This is a genomic window from Chitinophaga sp., from assembly GCF_019236475.1.
Taxonomy (GTDB): domain Bacteria; phylum Bacteroidota; class Bacteroidia; order Chitinophagales; family Chitinophagaceae; genus Chitinophaga.
Genome location: NZ_JAFAIX010000009.1, coordinates 336751 through 351004, shown reverse-complemented (window position 1 = coordinate 351004; position 14254 = coordinate 336751). Strand labels below are relative to the sequence as shown.

General features: G+C 45.4%; 10 protein-coding genes. 5 read left to right on the top strand and 5 right to left on the bottom strand.

Annotated elements, in window-relative coordinates; genetic code table 11:
- Positions 1–149: 149 nt before the first annotated feature.
- Positions 150–2666: a M14 family metallopeptidase gene (locus JO154_RS12715; RefSeq protein ID WP_291945978.1), complete on the bottom strand. Its 2517-nt coding sequence runs from the start codon at positions 2664–2666 to the stop codon at positions 150–152.
- Between the two features lie 85 nt (positions 2667–2751).
- On the opposite strand from JO154_RS12715, the gene ggt reads away from it, so the two are divergent.
- From ggt to JO154_RS12690, 5 genes are read left to right on the top strand one after another with little or no spacing between them, the layout of a single operon-like run.
- Positions 2752–4458 carry a gamma-glutamyltransferase gene (ggt, locus tag JO154_RS12710; protein ID WP_291945976.1) on the top strand — a complete coding sequence of 569 codons (1707 nt, stop codon included), beginning with the start codon at positions 2752–2754 and terminating at the stop codon, positions 4456–4458.
- A gap of 18 nt (positions 4459–4476) precedes the next feature.
- Positions 4477–5010 (top strand): DUF1572 family protein, encoded by a 534-nt coding sequence (locus JO154_RS12705; protein ID WP_291945974.1) that lies wholly within the window; start codon positions 4477–4479, stop codon positions 5008–5010.
- A 1-nt stretch (position 5011) separates the two neighbouring features.
- Positions 5012–5446, top strand: a complete 435-nt coding sequence (locus JO154_RS12700) for a hypothetical protein (protein WP_291945972.1) — start codon at positions 5012–5014, stop codon at positions 5444–5446.
- A gap of 21 nt (positions 5447–5467) precedes the next feature.
- On the top strand, positions 5468–6529 hold the full coding sequence (locus JO154_RS12695) for an aminotransferase class I/II-fold pyridoxal phosphate-dependent enzyme (RefSeq protein WP_291945970.1): 1062 nt from the start codon (positions 5468–5470) through the stop codon (positions 6527–6529).
- Positions 6530–6532: 3 nt separating this feature from the next.
- Positions 6533–7381, top strand: a complete 849-nt coding sequence (locus JO154_RS12690; RefSeq protein WP_291945968.1) for a TraB/GumN family protein — start codon at positions 6533–6535, stop codon at positions 7379–7381.
- Positions 7382–7443: 62 nt separating this feature from the next.
- Here JO154_RS12690 and JO154_RS12685 read toward each other — a convergent pair whose 3' ends face one another.
- From JO154_RS12685 to JO154_RS12670, 4 genes are read right to left on the bottom strand one after another with little or no spacing between them, the layout of a single operon-like run.
- A complete protein-coding gene (locus tag JO154_RS12685) occupies positions 7444–8415 on the bottom strand; it encodes a DUF5007 domain-containing protein (RefSeq protein ID WP_291945966.1) in 972 nt (323 codons plus the stop codon).
- A gap of 6 nt (positions 8416–8421) precedes the next feature.
- Positions 8422–9117 carry a fasciclin domain-containing protein gene (locus JO154_RS12680; protein ID WP_291945964.1) on the bottom strand — a complete coding sequence of 232 codons (696 nt, stop codon included), beginning with the start codon at positions 9115–9117 and terminating at the stop codon, positions 8422–8424.
- Between the two features lie 23 nt (positions 9118–9140).
- Entirely contained in the window at positions 9141–10634 is a 1494-nt protein-coding gene (locus tag JO154_RS12675) for a RagB/SusD family nutrient uptake outer membrane protein (RefSeq protein WP_291945962.1), read from the bottom strand.
- 18 nt (positions 10635–10652) lie between these two features.
- Positions 10653–13805 carry a SusC/RagA family TonB-linked outer membrane protein gene (locus JO154_RS12670; RefSeq protein ID WP_291945960.1) on the bottom strand — a complete coding sequence of 1051 codons (3153 nt, stop codon included), beginning with the start codon at positions 13803–13805 and terminating at the stop codon, positions 10653–10655.
- Positions 13806–14254 lie beyond the last annotated feature (449 nt).

Here is a 14254-nt window from a genome sequence, read left to right as displayed (position 1 = left end):
GACATCTTCGATGTCAACTTTCGACTTTTGTTTTTTTGTTTAGTTCCGCCCTTCGGGCGGAACTAAACGTTTTGGAACTACTGCACTTTGATAGTTTCAACATTCCCTTACTGTGCTGTTCCGCGCGATGCGCGGAACAGCACGAAAAACTACTCTCCTACGAAGAATACCGCGTTAGCAAAGAGCAGTTTCCCATTTTCCCAGAAGCTTCTGAACAAAGGGTTATCTGCTAATATCACGATATTACCACGTCCGCTGTCTTTCACACCGAATATCACGCCATCTTTCAGGCGTTGCAAGGTAGCAGTACCCACGAAACCGCTGAGGTAATTATCGCGTTTCATGATGCCTACATTCCAACCATCACCGTCGAAGAAATCATATAAACGGGCATCTTGTTTCAGCGTGTAATATTTGCTCGTATAACCGAATGCCAACGGATGTGTAGTATCCATATCCACACGGTAAATAGCGCCTGGAATGAACTGTTTTACACTTTCTCTCTCCCGGTTGGCATATGTTTTCAACTCGTTGTAGGCAGCAGTTTTACCAGCTTCCTGTTTGCCTTCATCTTTCTTCATGTGTACACCCCAGTCCAGCTCTGATAACTGTGCTGCGGCATTTTCTATCGCAATCAGTTTACCGCCTCTTTTCACCCAGCTCTTCAACGTTTCTGAAGTGCCTTTATCATTCAGGGCAGCGTAATCGCCATCAGGTAAAATCAGTACATCTACATTCTGCCAATCTACCTCATTCACATTTCTTTCATTGACAATACTAATCGGATAGTCCAGTTGTTGTTCGAAGAAGTGCCATACCTCGCCCAATCCTAGGGAAGATACGTTGTCGCCGGCCAACATCACTACTTTCGGCGCTTTGATAAAACGAATTTTATCAGAGCCGAAATCGGTGCCTTTTTCTACAAAACCGGTGCTGACAGCATCCAAGGAAATGCGAAATCGATTGGCCTGCGTGGTGATATAGTTATCGAAGTCGGATAAATTTGTAACATTGCCATTGCGGGTAATGATCAGCGTTCCTGCTGGGAAATCCTTACCACCAGCGGTAAACGGCGTTTCGCTAAAACGTACTTTCACATTGCGTTGCAGTAATGCGGAGAGGAAACGCGCATCGCGAATACTGTTCCATTTTGCCAAATATGCATAAGGTTGTTCTGCAGCCAATGCTTTGTTGTTCTTCACCTGCGGAGAATCTGCGGCAGCAGTAAGCCCTTGTTTCACGGCATAGGAAGGTAATCCGAATGCATAAGGCAAAGCCCAGGCAGTGATATCGTATGTTACAGAGTCGCTAAGGTGAGACACGGGTTCAAATAATACCCGCAGCATAGTTGAATGCGGCTGATAAGCACTGATGACCAGGTCTTCTTTGTCGATGTTAAAGTTTTCTGTTTTCCCGGAGAAGTAGCTAAAACCGCTGGCAGCGCCTACAGTAGCGCCATATCCAAAGGTGATATTATTTTTGCGAAGCAAGTCCGCCAAGGTATTTAGTTTTTCCGGATTGCCGGCCGCTTTCACAACATAACTTTTGTAAACGCCCTGTGGGTTTGTTTTAGCATCATGGAAGAAGCGGGCAAATTCCTGATTGATTTTTGCCGCATTGGTAGCCGCCACTTCAATGGTAGACATCCCTGTAGTGAAATGGTGAGCAATGCGGTCTGTGAGGGTAAGCGTATCTCCATCCTGCTTCAGCACTGCTACGCCGGCTCTTCCGCTACCACCTTGTTCGTAGGTCATACCAAGCGCACCATTATACATGGGATAGGTATCGCCATAACTAGGATAGAACAGATCGAACCTTTCTTTTGTAAAGTACAACCAGCCTTCGCGGTCAAAGTATTTAGCATTATTTTTCCCGATCATTACTTGGAGTTCACGCTGCCAAGGAGTGATGGCATCATGGAAAGGTTCTGCGGCAGGGGCGAAGTAATAAGGCGCATCTATTTCTTGTTCATGGAAATCCACATGTACCTGTGGCATCCATTTGCTATAGCTGGCCAGGCGTTGCTGCGATTCCTGCTGCGATTGCCAGGCCCAGTCACGGTTTAGGTCAAAATAATAGTGATTGGGTCTGCCGCCGGGCCATAGTTCATTATGTTCCCGGGTATAACGGTCTACATTCGGTTTCAGGCTTCTGTTGGCATTATAAAAATTCACATACCTGTCATGTCCGTCGGGGTTCAGGCAGGGATCCATGACAACTACCACATTTTTAAGCCATTCCTGCGTTTGTGCATTACCGTTATTGGTCAGTTCATACAGTGTTTTCATGGCTGCTTCTGTGGAAACAGCTTCATTACCATGCACATTATAACTGAGCCAGACGATAACAGGTTGACCTGCAGGCATATTGGCTTTGGCGGCTGCAGCATCCAGGCTGTTACTGCGGATTTGCTCCAGTCGGGCGAAATTCTCCGGAGAGGCTATGACGGCAGTGATGAGTGGGCGACCTTCGTAAGTAGTGCCATACTGTTCTATTTTTACATTTTTCACGCTGGCAGCAACAGCGCGGAAATAGTCCGCTACGCGATAAGAGGGCGTAAAGCGTGTTCCGAGCGTATACCCCAGAAAAGCGTCTGGGGTAGGCGCCTGCGCCATGGCAGGCAGAAAACCAACTATCGTTAGTGCCAGCAATATATATTTACGCATAGAAAAAGGAATAAAATATCCGGCAAAGTAGAGTAAATTTCCTGAAATTCGCTGGTAATACTAATTTAGTTAAAAGAGTTTTTCCATGCGTTTTCTGTTAATATTTGGAGTGGCCATCGGCGGATTACTCAGTGCCCGTGCCCAGCAACCGGGCTACCAACTTCGCCCTTACGACTATACCATAGAAAAAAATATTTCCGTTCCCAACGGTGCGGTGGTTTCCGCCCATCCCCTTGCCAGTCAGGCGGGTGTGCTCATATTGCAGCAAGGAGGGAATGCCGTAGATGCGGCCATCGCTACACAGTTGGCATTGGCGGTCGTATACCCAGGCGCCGGCAATATCGGCGGAGGAGGATTCCTAGTAGCCCACCTGAAAAACGGGAAAAATATTGCTATCGACTACCGCGAAACCGCCCCTGCGAAAGCTAGTCGCGATATGTACCTGGATAGCGCAGGTAATCCCATCACGCATTTAAGTTTGGATGGCCACCTGGCCGCAGGCGTACCGGGCACCATCGCTGGGTTATATGCTTCTCATAAATATGGTAAACTGCCATTCAGCAAGTTGATTGATCCCGCTATCCAACTGGCGGAGAAAGGATATGTGATTACTGCCCAGGAAGCAAAAAACCTCAATGATACGAGAGCGGAATTCCTGAAACTCAATACTGCCCCCACAGCTTTTGTAAAAGATGTACCCTGGAAAGCCGGAGATACCCTCTTACAGCCGGAATTGGCACATACCCTCCGATTAGTACGTGAAAAAGGAATGGCAGGATTTTATGAAGGCGAAACGGCCAATAAAATTGTAGCCGAAATGCAGCGCGGTCATGGTATCATGACTTTGGCAGATCTGAAGAACTATAAAGCGAAAGAAAGAACTGCTCTCTCCTTCCAGTACAAAGGTAAAACGATTGTTACCATGCCCCTCCCATCTTCTGGCGGTATTTGTTTACAGCAAATGATGATGATGATAGAAAAGTACCCTATCGGTAAATGGGGTTTTCAATCGCCGGAGGCCATGCAGTTGATGATTGAGGTAGAGAGACGCGCGTACGCCGACAGGGCCGAGTTTCTCGGCGATCCAGACTTTGTAAAAGTACCGGTAGCAAAACTGATCCAACCGGATTACCTGAAACAAAGAATGGCAGATTATCAACCAGGCAAAGCAGGTAACAGCGATCAAACCAAAGCCGGACTGATCAAGGAAAGCGAACAAACTACGCATCTGAGCATTATTGATAAAGAAGGAAATGCCGTGGCAGTCACCACTACCCTCAACGGGCACTACGGTTCTCGTACAGTGGTAGGTAAAGCCGGCTTCCTCCTGAATAATGAAATGGATGATTTCAGCGTAAAACCAGGCGTACCCAATATGTACGGACTTGTAGGCACAGAAGCCAATGCAATTGCTCCCGGCAAACGTATGCTCAGCAGCATGACGCCGACCATCGTATTACAAAACAATACGCCGGTTTATTCCCTGGGCACTCCAGGTGGCTCTACGATCATCACCTCTGTGTTTCAGACCCTGTTAAATTCGCTGGAATTCGGCCTTTCCCCAGATGATGCCGTGAATAAACCGAAATTCCATCACCAATGGCTGCCAGATGTAGTATATGTGGAAACAGGTTTCAATGAAGCCAGCATCAAAGCACTGGAAGCAATGGGGTACAAAGTGGTGAAAAGAGGCCCTATCGGCAGAACAGAATTAATTCGTAAAAACCTGACATCCAAAAAACTGGATGCAGCAGCAGACAAACGCGGCGACGACAGCGCCGCAGGTTATTAATCCTAAAACTGATTCATCATGTCATCATTAGCAACCGCATATCTGACCAGCGTTCAACAACGTTTTCTCACTGCCAAAGAAATGGGCAGCAAAACCATTGCCCGCCTGAATACTGAACAGTTACACTGGCAGCCAGCAGGAGAACCAAACAGCATTGCCCACATTGTGAAACATGTGCGCGGCAATATGCTCTCCCGCTGGACAGACTTCCTCACCACCGATGGCGAGAAACCTAACCGTCACCGCGATGAGGAATTTGAGAACGATAATCTTGATAAGGAAGCTATTCAAGCCCTCTGGGAAGAAGGCTGGAAATGTATGATGGATACTTTGGCTTCCCTGAAGCCGGAAGACCTGGAAAAGACGGTAATGATCCGCAATGAACCACTTATTGTGGTAGATGCCATTAACCGTCAACTGGGACATATTCCCTATCATGTGGGACAGATGGTTTATATTGGTAAGATGATACTGAAAGACAAATGGGATAGCCTTTCTATTCCAAAAGGTCAGTCAGAGGCCTATAACAAAGCAAAATTCGGTTCCCGATAATATGAAAACAAACACTATGTTCCGTGTAGTCTTTACTGTTATCATCGCTGCATTATTCCTGCAGGCATGTAATACCGGTAAGACGAACGAATTGCTATTGCATAAAAAATGGCGGGTATATGATGTAAAGGTGCCTAAAGGAGATCCTTACAATCTGACCCAGATCACACAGGCACGCGATTTAAAAGACGGCTATTACAGCAATGTATACTATCAGTTCCTAGATAATAACGTGTTCATTGCCACCATCGACAATAAACCTGATTCCGGTAAATATCGGATACTCAGTAATGGTAAAGTTATTTCCGTTACTGCTTCTAACGGAGATCGTAAGGCGGAGAACCTAGTAACAGTAGATCGACTGGATGATGATCATTTCGATATGAAAGTGGTATCCGGCGATTTTCATTTTATCCTTTGCACTAAAAAGGACTAGTTGTCTCCACAAACAATTCCTATGTTCCACACCGATCTCACCCCAGGCAGAACGGTAGTCATTGATGGGAGAAGCTGTCTATTTTTTTCCGGCTTCTCCTATCTAGGATTACACCAACACCCTGTTTTTAAAGCCACCCTCATTGAGGGTATCAACCAATTCGGCGCCTTATTTCCTGCATCCCGCGTTAGCAACATACGTTTAAGCCTATACGAAGAAATGGAACATGCCCTGGCCTCCACGATGGACCAGCAGGCAGCAGTACTGTTTTCTTCTGGTTACCTATCTGGTCAGGCTGCTATTCACTATGCCGCCAATTGCGGAGAACTGTTATATGCACCTGGTGCGCATCCTGCGATCTGGCATCATGTGCCTGCATTACCAACGGAAACGCGGCAGCAATGGGAAGCCCAGACGATTGAAAAAGTAAACAATCACCCTGATCATTCCTATGTGATTGTATCAGATACCGTTAATCCGATTACGGGAACGGTATTCAATTTCGATTGGCTGCGGCAGTTGAGTCGACAGGTGCTCGTAATACTGGATGATTCCCACGGTTTCGGGATACTGGGACCAGAAGGGAAAGGGAGTATTCATACGGCTCCAGGTACGGATAACGTACGTTACCTGGTCACCACTTCCCTGGCAAAAGCATATAGTACGGAAGGTGGCGTTATTGCTGGTACTGCAGCAGATATTGCGGCCCTAAAACGTACCCCCTACTTCACCGCAAGTACGCCTATGATGCCAGCAACTGCCTTTGCATGGCTGCAATCCGCACCGTTGATCAAACAGCAATTACAACAGCTTAAGTTGAATATTCAGACCGCCCGTCACCTGTTAGAAGGCGTTCCCTATCAGCAGCATCCGTGTCTCCCGATATTCATACTACCGCAATATGATGATCGTCCTTCCCTGGCAAATTACTTGTCAGAGAGAGATCTGATCATTTCCAGCTTTCCATATCCGTTGCCACATCATGCACCGGTACACAGAGCCATCATTTCGGCACTGCATTTGTCTAAAGACCTTCAGATATTACAACAGTTTTTACTTGAATTTTATCAACGCCATTCATAGCTCATGAAGAAGATTTTTCTTTTTACCCTTGTATGCTTTACAACGCTGGTCAGCCAGGCACAAGAATCTTCCCTGTTGTGGAAAGTCTCAGGGAAAGGTCTTAAACAGCCCTCCTGGCTCTATGGCACCTACCACCTGCTCTGTAAAGAAGAAATCAAAATTTCCCCTGCAGCCCAACAGGCTTTCGATAAGGCCTCTACACTGTATTTAGAAATGAATATGGCAGATCCGCAGTTTGCCGCAAAAATGCAGGCCTTACTTGCTCCCAAGCCTGAAAATGACCTGCGCAAAGCGATGTCTGATAGCGATTTCCAAGTGTTCTCCAATTATATCCGCGATAGCTTCCATATGGAGGCAACACAGTTGATTCATCTCAAACCATTGGTGCTGATCAGTTTGTTAATGGTGCAACATATGAGATGTCCGCCTACAGGACTGGAGCAGGAATTTCTTGGCATGGCCAAGGCTAGTAATAAACCAGTGGAAGGATTAGAAAGTTTGGAGACACAGCTCAAAATATTTGACGTCATCCCTGATAGCGTGCAAATGGCGGATATCATTAAGGATATCAAAAATCCTGAAGCGGCGCGCAAAAGAGATGAGCAAACCAAACAGTACTATGCTGAAGGCAATGTAGATAAGATCTTTGAGTTTGCACTGCAAGAATCATCCTATGCCGAATACGCCAATGTATTATTGTATACACGCAATAAAAACTGGATTCCTGTTATAGAAAAGGCAGCAACAACATCCAGCACTTTCTTTGCTTTTGGGGCAGGTCATCTTGGAGGGGAAGAAGGAGTGATTAATCTTTTGCGTAAGCAAGGTTATACAGTAGAGCCAGTGAAATAATTCATATTTGCAGGGAGATGAACAAGTCATCTCCCTTGCAAATACTTATTCTCACCATTTACCTATATCTTTCTTAAAACCTTCTGCAACTTAATGTTCACCAGGTAAGTACCTGGTACCAACAGGCGGAAAGCAAAACGTGGATTCACACTATATATCGGATCAGGAGTAGGTGTTACGCCTGGATCAATCGTTACAAACTGGCTGGGTATACGATAATACATCAGATAACCATAACCTGGCACTTCCTTCATAGGGAACGGCGTTACCTCATAATCACAAATCATCGTAGTATCTGTATATTGTACTGGATGAAAGCGTGCATAGCTTTCAAACAAAGGCCTGTCGCCACGTTTGATTAACTCCCCTGCTTTCGGATTAAATGGATTTCCTGCTTTATCCGTTATCCGTACAATTACGCGATAACCTTGGTCAGATACTTTGGTACAAGTCATGGTAGGCGCGCCCAAATCCCCGCTGGTAGTGGTATTATCCTTAAACCATGCACAGCCCTTTCCTTGATCTTGGAACTGCTCCAGGTATAATTGCAACACCGCGATATTTTTGAATACCTTCATCCCTCTCTCATTGGCAACACTGATATCAAAAGTGTAATTCCCATCAGGAATATTTAAAGAGCCTTGATTCAACGTTACCTGTCCGGATTTCTCCATGATTTGAATAGGCAGTACCCTTTGCATGGTGCGTTTCTTATTCAGGAGTTCCACGGTGGTATCCGTATCTGGGTTAAACAGTTCGTTGAATACCCAAACGTTTTGGGAATCGGAAAACTGCGTGGCTACTTTACCAGTGGCCAGGTCCCTTATCTCCAGCAGTTTTACACTGAGTGGATAACTGGAACCATCTGCCTGAAAGGAGCGCCAGTCGGCCGAATAGTAGGTTCCTTTAGGCACCCTGAAGGTGTCGTCTACATAACGAATCTGATCGCTGATATAACCTGGCGTTACTTTAGTGCAGGCAGCAAAAACGGCTATCAGCAAAAGGAACAGCGAAATATATTTACACATTTTCATAGTAAATTATTGAGGAATTTTGGCAAAAGTGAGGATGTGATAATTGCTCAACACGTGCAATACCCCGTTATTGGTGATAATGCCCGTGGTCTGCATGATGGATGTCTCATCCTTCTGACTATCCGGAATTAGTTTCAGACTGTCGAGGTTATCAGGGTCGCGCGTGCCATAAATTTTTGTCAGAAACATATATTTAGGTAGATCCGTAAAATTAGTACCGCCCACATTTACAGAGGGGTCCTCAATAGCCCGGATCAACCGTTGTTCTCCGTCCATGGCAGTAATCATTTTGCCATACTTGTCCAATGAATCCAATACGATTCTTCCAGGAAAAATATAAGCCCGAATGGAATCCCGTAGAGTATTCAGATCTATATCACTGAAATTCACTACCAGGTTCTCATCATTTTGCGCTATACGTTTTCTGGCCTGCACTATCTTCTTTACATAATTATAGAAACAATAATTTGTAGGTGCGAAGAAGGTAGTGTTATTCGCATTAATTTCATCTTTCAATCCCAACTGGTCGATCACTATCAGCAGGGTATCGAACAAGTGATTAGTATGTAGATAATCGTAAGTAGTGCCGTTGTATTTTGGGTTATGCAGACTGCCTCCCACAATATAATTATCTTTCTTGCAAGCCTGCAGCAGGACGATAGCAAGGCCCAGCATACAGCTATAATAAATCAACTTTTTCATACATAATTTTTTTAAGTGGATGACTATAATCTACCGCTCCAGTAAGGCGTTTGCTTCATATAGGGATTATCTTTGAACAGATCCCTGTTAATCGGCCAGTACTGGCGTCCGTAATTGGCGCTTCCTTTATCTAATGCGCCATCAAATACATCATTGAATTCAGAGAGCATATCATTGCGTATGAGGTCATAATACATATGCCCTTCTGCATACAACTCACGTATTTCCTCGTATACCAGGAATGACAAGAAATCAGCCCCTGTTACAGTCGGATCACTTGGTGTGGTGCCTGCTCTCGCACGAATCTGATCTACCAATACCCTGGCCCCTGCTTCATTACCGGTTTTGTACAGTGCTTCCGCACGCAGTAACATGATATCCGACAAACGGAAGATGATAATGTTATTAGAGAAGCGTGGGTTCTTCTTTACTTCACCATCTTTATAAATCACATTTGCATATTTTTTCAGCATAGGATGATCCCCCTTCACCTGGTAGAACCAAGATTTGTAGCGGAGATCCAAGGTATCAGCACCATTGATATCATACAGTTTATTGATGGTTTCCATGCTCAATGTCCAGGGAACGTTCTCTCCGCTTGGGATACGTGTAGCCAAGAAAGGACTATATAAGGTACGTTCACCAATGCCTTGCTGTGAGCTTTCATTCTGATCGTAGTTGATACTGATTTCAAAAATGCTTTCTGAAGTACGCCCAATCGATATACGCTGGAACTGTGCAGAGTCTGTAATAAACTGTAGATTAAACTGTGCAGGATTATTTACGATATCTTTTGTCATTTCTTCGCATTTTTGGTAGTTACCCATCCAGGCGTAGATATGCGCTTCCAAGGCCAGAACAGTAGCCAGGCTAGCACGGATACCTTTATCCGAGGGCGACTCCGTTACGGTTGGAATCAGTGTCTTGGCTTGTTCCAAGTCTGCGATGCATTGTGCCAGTACTTTAGCTTGTGTTTCTCTGCCATATTGTTTCGCCTCCACGACATCTTCAACGGCTGTAGTTACCAGCGGCACGTCTCCCCATACCCGTGAAATATAGAAATAGGTAAAAGCTCTCAGGTACAGGGCTTCTCCCAGGAAATATTTCTTACGGTCTGCCAGTTTGAATTTCTTTTCATCCATCTGTGGCAGCCGTTTGATCAACAGGTTGGTCTGTGCAATAGCCTTATAGAACTTTGTCCAGTCTTGCAGATTATCCAGGTAACCATAATACACGCCATCATAAGAGCCAGCAATCAACTGCTGAATGGCATAATCTGAGTTATAGGTGATTTGGAAAGCTTTGGAAGGCACATCGCCGTAAACGTAGTAGCGGTTTTGATCCGTGAGCGCGTCGCGCAAGAGGGAATAAGCGCCCAATGTGGCCGCCAGCGCATCATTCTCACTTTGCCAGTATACATCGCTACTGGGTGTTTCCTTCGGTCTGAGCTCCAGTACCTGCTTGCAGGAAACACTGCAAAATGCGATGAGTATTATATATGAAATGATTCGTTTCATGTCTGGTTGTTTAAATGGTTAAAATCCTAAATCAAGTCCCAGTGTATATTTCCGCGGAATGGGGTAACCATCGCCATCATATACACCATATGCGTTAACGGCTTCCACATCCGGTACATGAGAACGCTGAATGGTAAACACATTATCCATTACGCCGTATATGCGTAACCGTGATAACTTCAGGGTCTTTAGCACTTTGGGGCCAAAAGCGTAGTTTAGACTGAGGTTTTTCAGTCGGCAGTAGCTACCATCTTCAATGTACATGGAACTTTTATCAAACCAGGTGTAGTGATAATCGCGGTCGGAGGATACTAGTGATAAGGAAGGAATATCTGCATGATCTCCTTGTTTCTTCCAGAAGTTCACTTTTGTCAGATCGAAAAGGGCTCCCTGTGCCAGTTTCCATTCGCCGGCATCACCGCTGGCATCGAAGAGGTTGGCATAACGACGTAGCATATACGAATTCAGAATCTGACGACCTGCAGTAAAGGTGAAGAAGAAGCCCACTGTAAAACCTTTGTAGCTGATGGCGTTGTTTAGACCTCCCGTCACTTTAGGGTTCGGGTCTCCCCCAACAATCTGGTCCATCGGTTCTTTAATGTAGTAGTTACCTACCTGGTCGATCAGGATAGGATCTCCACCTTTATAATCAGTACCTACAAAGTTTTGCAGTGGTTTACCTGTTAGTTTGTTGAATGGCACATCTGCATCTGAGGCATACACACCACCGTATTGGAACACAAACATCTGGTTGGCAGGTTTGCCTACTGTGAGTAGGTAATCGAACCCATAGGCGCCACCGTTATAGGGGATAATCAGGCTGCGTCCGCCATTAGGGAGACTCGTAATAACGTTCTTGTTATAGGAGATATTGAAATCAGTAAACCATTGCACCTTACTGGTAGGCGACAGGTTACGGGTGTTGATCATTAGTTCCAGTCCGGAGTTACGTATACCAATCGCATTTGTTTTAGCGAGATCATATCCGCTATAAACGGGCAGTTTGTATTCAAAAAATCCTCTGCTAGTACCTCGGGAATAGGCGTCCATGGTGACTTTAATACGATCCTTCAGCAGAGAAGCTTCCAAGCCGATATTGCTCTGGATACTTTGTTCCCAGGAAAGATTACGCTGGGCAATCCCATTGTGATAGTTGGGAGTGATAACAGAACCGCCGTTATAGGTAGACGTGGGATCAGTGAAATTCGCATTGTTCACTGCATAGGTGTTATAGCCCAAATAGTTTTCTTCCGGCTGCGTACCAGTAATACCCCAGCTACCGCGGATTTTCAGCATATTTAGCCAGTTGCCAGTGCCTTTCATGAAAGGTTCATCACTGATGATCCAGCCCGCAGATACAGAAGGGAAATAACCCCAGCGATTTTTCGTACCAAATTTCGAGGAAGCGTCCGCATTGAATACACCAGAGAGCAAGTATCTTCCTTTAAAATCGTAGTTCATACGTACAAACAAGCTCTGGAGGCCACTTTCCTGGAAGCCGGAACTGGCAGTGCTGAAGTTTTTATCAGCCACCGTTACTACATTCACGTAGTCATTTGCAATGAAATCCGCTGACGCGAAGGTATTGCGGTAGGAATTGTACTCCAGGTTTTGTCCGCCGATGACATTGATAGTATGCTGTCCCAGTTTTTTCGTGTATTCGAGGGTGTTATATACCGTAAAGTGTTCTGATTTGTCAGCAAAGGAAGACGCGTAGCCATAGCCATTGGTGCGCACCACCGCAGGTACGTAATAGTTTCTGCTGGAATTGGCGGTTTCGTAGGAAATGGTGGTATTAAAATTCAGGTTAGGTCGAATACTGTAATTGAAGATGGTACTCAACTGCATGCTGTTGTTCAGGTTCTTATCTGTATTCTGACTGTTGCCCAGCAGGAATTGTTTGCCGGCATCTGTGAGCTTATAAAAAGAAGAAGGCAATTCATAGCTATTGAAGGCGAAGTTGCCACCAGTACGATCTTTCAGCGAACGAGGCCTATCTGTACGATATATTTTAATGATAGTTGTATTCGTCAGTTTGGAGGTGATCTGTGAATTGATATTGGCCAGTACACTATATCTTTTAAAACCAGTGTTTTTCAGGATACCTTCTTCACGGTAGTGACCCAGGCTGATACGGTAATTCACGGCTTCGCTACCGCCAGACATAGACATATCATAGTTATTGATCTTACCTGTCTGATAGAAAAGCGACTGCCAGTCGGTTGCATTATTAAACGCCGGATTCAGGCTATCTGTCAGCATTTGGGGGAGATATTGATTATCTGCCCATTTGTTGTATAGGCCCAGTACCCAGAGTTTCTGTCGTCTCTCTTCTGCACCTGTTACCAGTTCTGTCAGTTTACGTTGTTGGGAGTAGCCCATATAGGTACTGAAGTTGAACTGAGGTTTACCCAATTTGGCTTTTCTTGTTTTTACGATAATGACCCCGTTAGAACCTCTGGAACCATAGATAGCCGCAGCAGAAGCATCTTTTAATACGTCGATGGATTCGATATCATTGGGGTTGAGGCCTGCCAACATATTCGTACCGGTACCCTGCCCATAGGAAAGCACACTGATATCATCCGTAGAAGCAGGCACACCATCGATTACATAGAGCGGAGAGCTAAGGGCACGGGCTTCATCATAACCGCGCAGCACTGAGCTGTTTCCCCTTACTACCACCGAATTGCGTACACCTGGCTCTCCGGAAGAGTTTTGCACGTTTACGCCTGTTACGCGGCCTTGCAGGAGCATGTCGAAACTGGGCGCTGGTAAGTCTTTGATCATGTCTCCCTTTACACTAGAGATAGAAGCGGTGTTCTTTCTCCGGGATACTTCCTGGTAACCGATAACTACCACATCTTTCAAGGATTTGGCGTCTGGGGCCAGACTGATTTGAAAATTGGTTTTATCCCCTACTTTCAGTTCTTTGGGAGCATAACCTACGAAAGTGACTACCAGCACATTGCTGGTGCCTTTCAGGGTGAGGGAAAAAGTACCGTTTACATTAGTGGTGGTACCGTTCTGGGTACCTTTCTCCAGGATGGTAGCTCCTGGAATGGGTGAGCCGTTTTCGTCTCTAACGATCCCGGTCACCTTCCCCTGCTGTGCATACATGCTCAACGAGCAGCATAGCAGGAGCAACAAGTACAAAATTTTCTTTGACATAGATGTTGGTTTGTGGTGAGAATTGGCGAATACCGTATGGGCATGGAATGGCCATTACCACTGGGTATCCGTGGTCTGACCTTTCCCTTTTGGAGGGAAGGTGGGTAAATGGAGGGGAGGTTTCCGGCGTTCAGGTAAGGACATGAGATGGCCTGCCGCAGTACGAGTACCGCAGTTTAATAGCAGCAGGAGAACACGGCATTACGCTGCCGGCGCCTCATCCGAAATACATGAAACTAGCTGCCATGGCAGCCTCGATAGAAATAGATGGAATGCATGATGATTGGATTTCCTGGTTGATAAATGTGGTGATCTCCGTACACAGGTGCACGGTTTTTTCATTATTCAATAGTGAAAGTGTAGATGTGTACCTCCTGGTTTTAGTTTAAAAAATCGATTTAGCAAAGCATGTTTAACAATTACGCGATGACTTTTTTGATGGTGATGTA

Bases quoted from the DNA above. Each gene is read 5' to 3' on its own strand.
- JO154_RS12690 (WP_291945968.1), top strand. From the start codon at position 6,533: ATGAAGAAGATTTTTCTTTTTACCCTTGTATGCTTTACAACGCTGGTC.
- ggt (WP_291945976.1), top strand. From the start codon at position 2,752: ATGCGTTTTCTGTTAATATTTGGAGTGGCCATCGGCGGATTACTCAGT.
- JO154_RS12705 (WP_291945974.1), top strand. From the start codon at position 4,477: ATGTCATCATTAGCAACCGCATATCTGACCAGCGTTCAACAACGTTTT.
- JO154_RS12715 (WP_291945978.1), bottom strand. From the start codon at position 2,666: ATGCGTAAATATATATTGCTGGCACTAACGATAGTTGGTTTTCTGCCT.
- JO154_RS12695 (WP_291945970.1), top strand. From the start codon at position 5,468: ATGTTCCACACCGATCTCACCCCAGGCAGAACGGTAGTCATTGATGGG.
- JO154_RS12675 (WP_291945962.1), bottom strand. From the start codon at position 10,634: ATGAAACGAATCATTTCATATATAATACTCATCGCATTTTGCAGTGTT.
- JO154_RS12685 (WP_291945966.1), bottom strand. From the start codon at position 8,415: ATGAAAATGTGTAAATATATTTCGCTGTTCCTTTTGCTGATAGCCGTT.
- JO154_RS12670 (WP_291945960.1), bottom strand. From the start codon at position 13,805: ATGTCAAAGAAAATTTTGTACTTGTTGCTCCTGCTATGCTGCTCGTTG.
- JO154_RS12680 (WP_291945964.1), bottom strand. From the start codon at position 9,117: ATGAAAAAGTTGATTTATTATAGCTGTATGCTGGGCCTTGCTATCGTC.
- JO154_RS12700 (WP_291945972.1), top strand. From the start codon at position 5,012: ATGAAAACAAACACTATGTTCCGTGTAGTCTTTACTGTTATCATCGCT.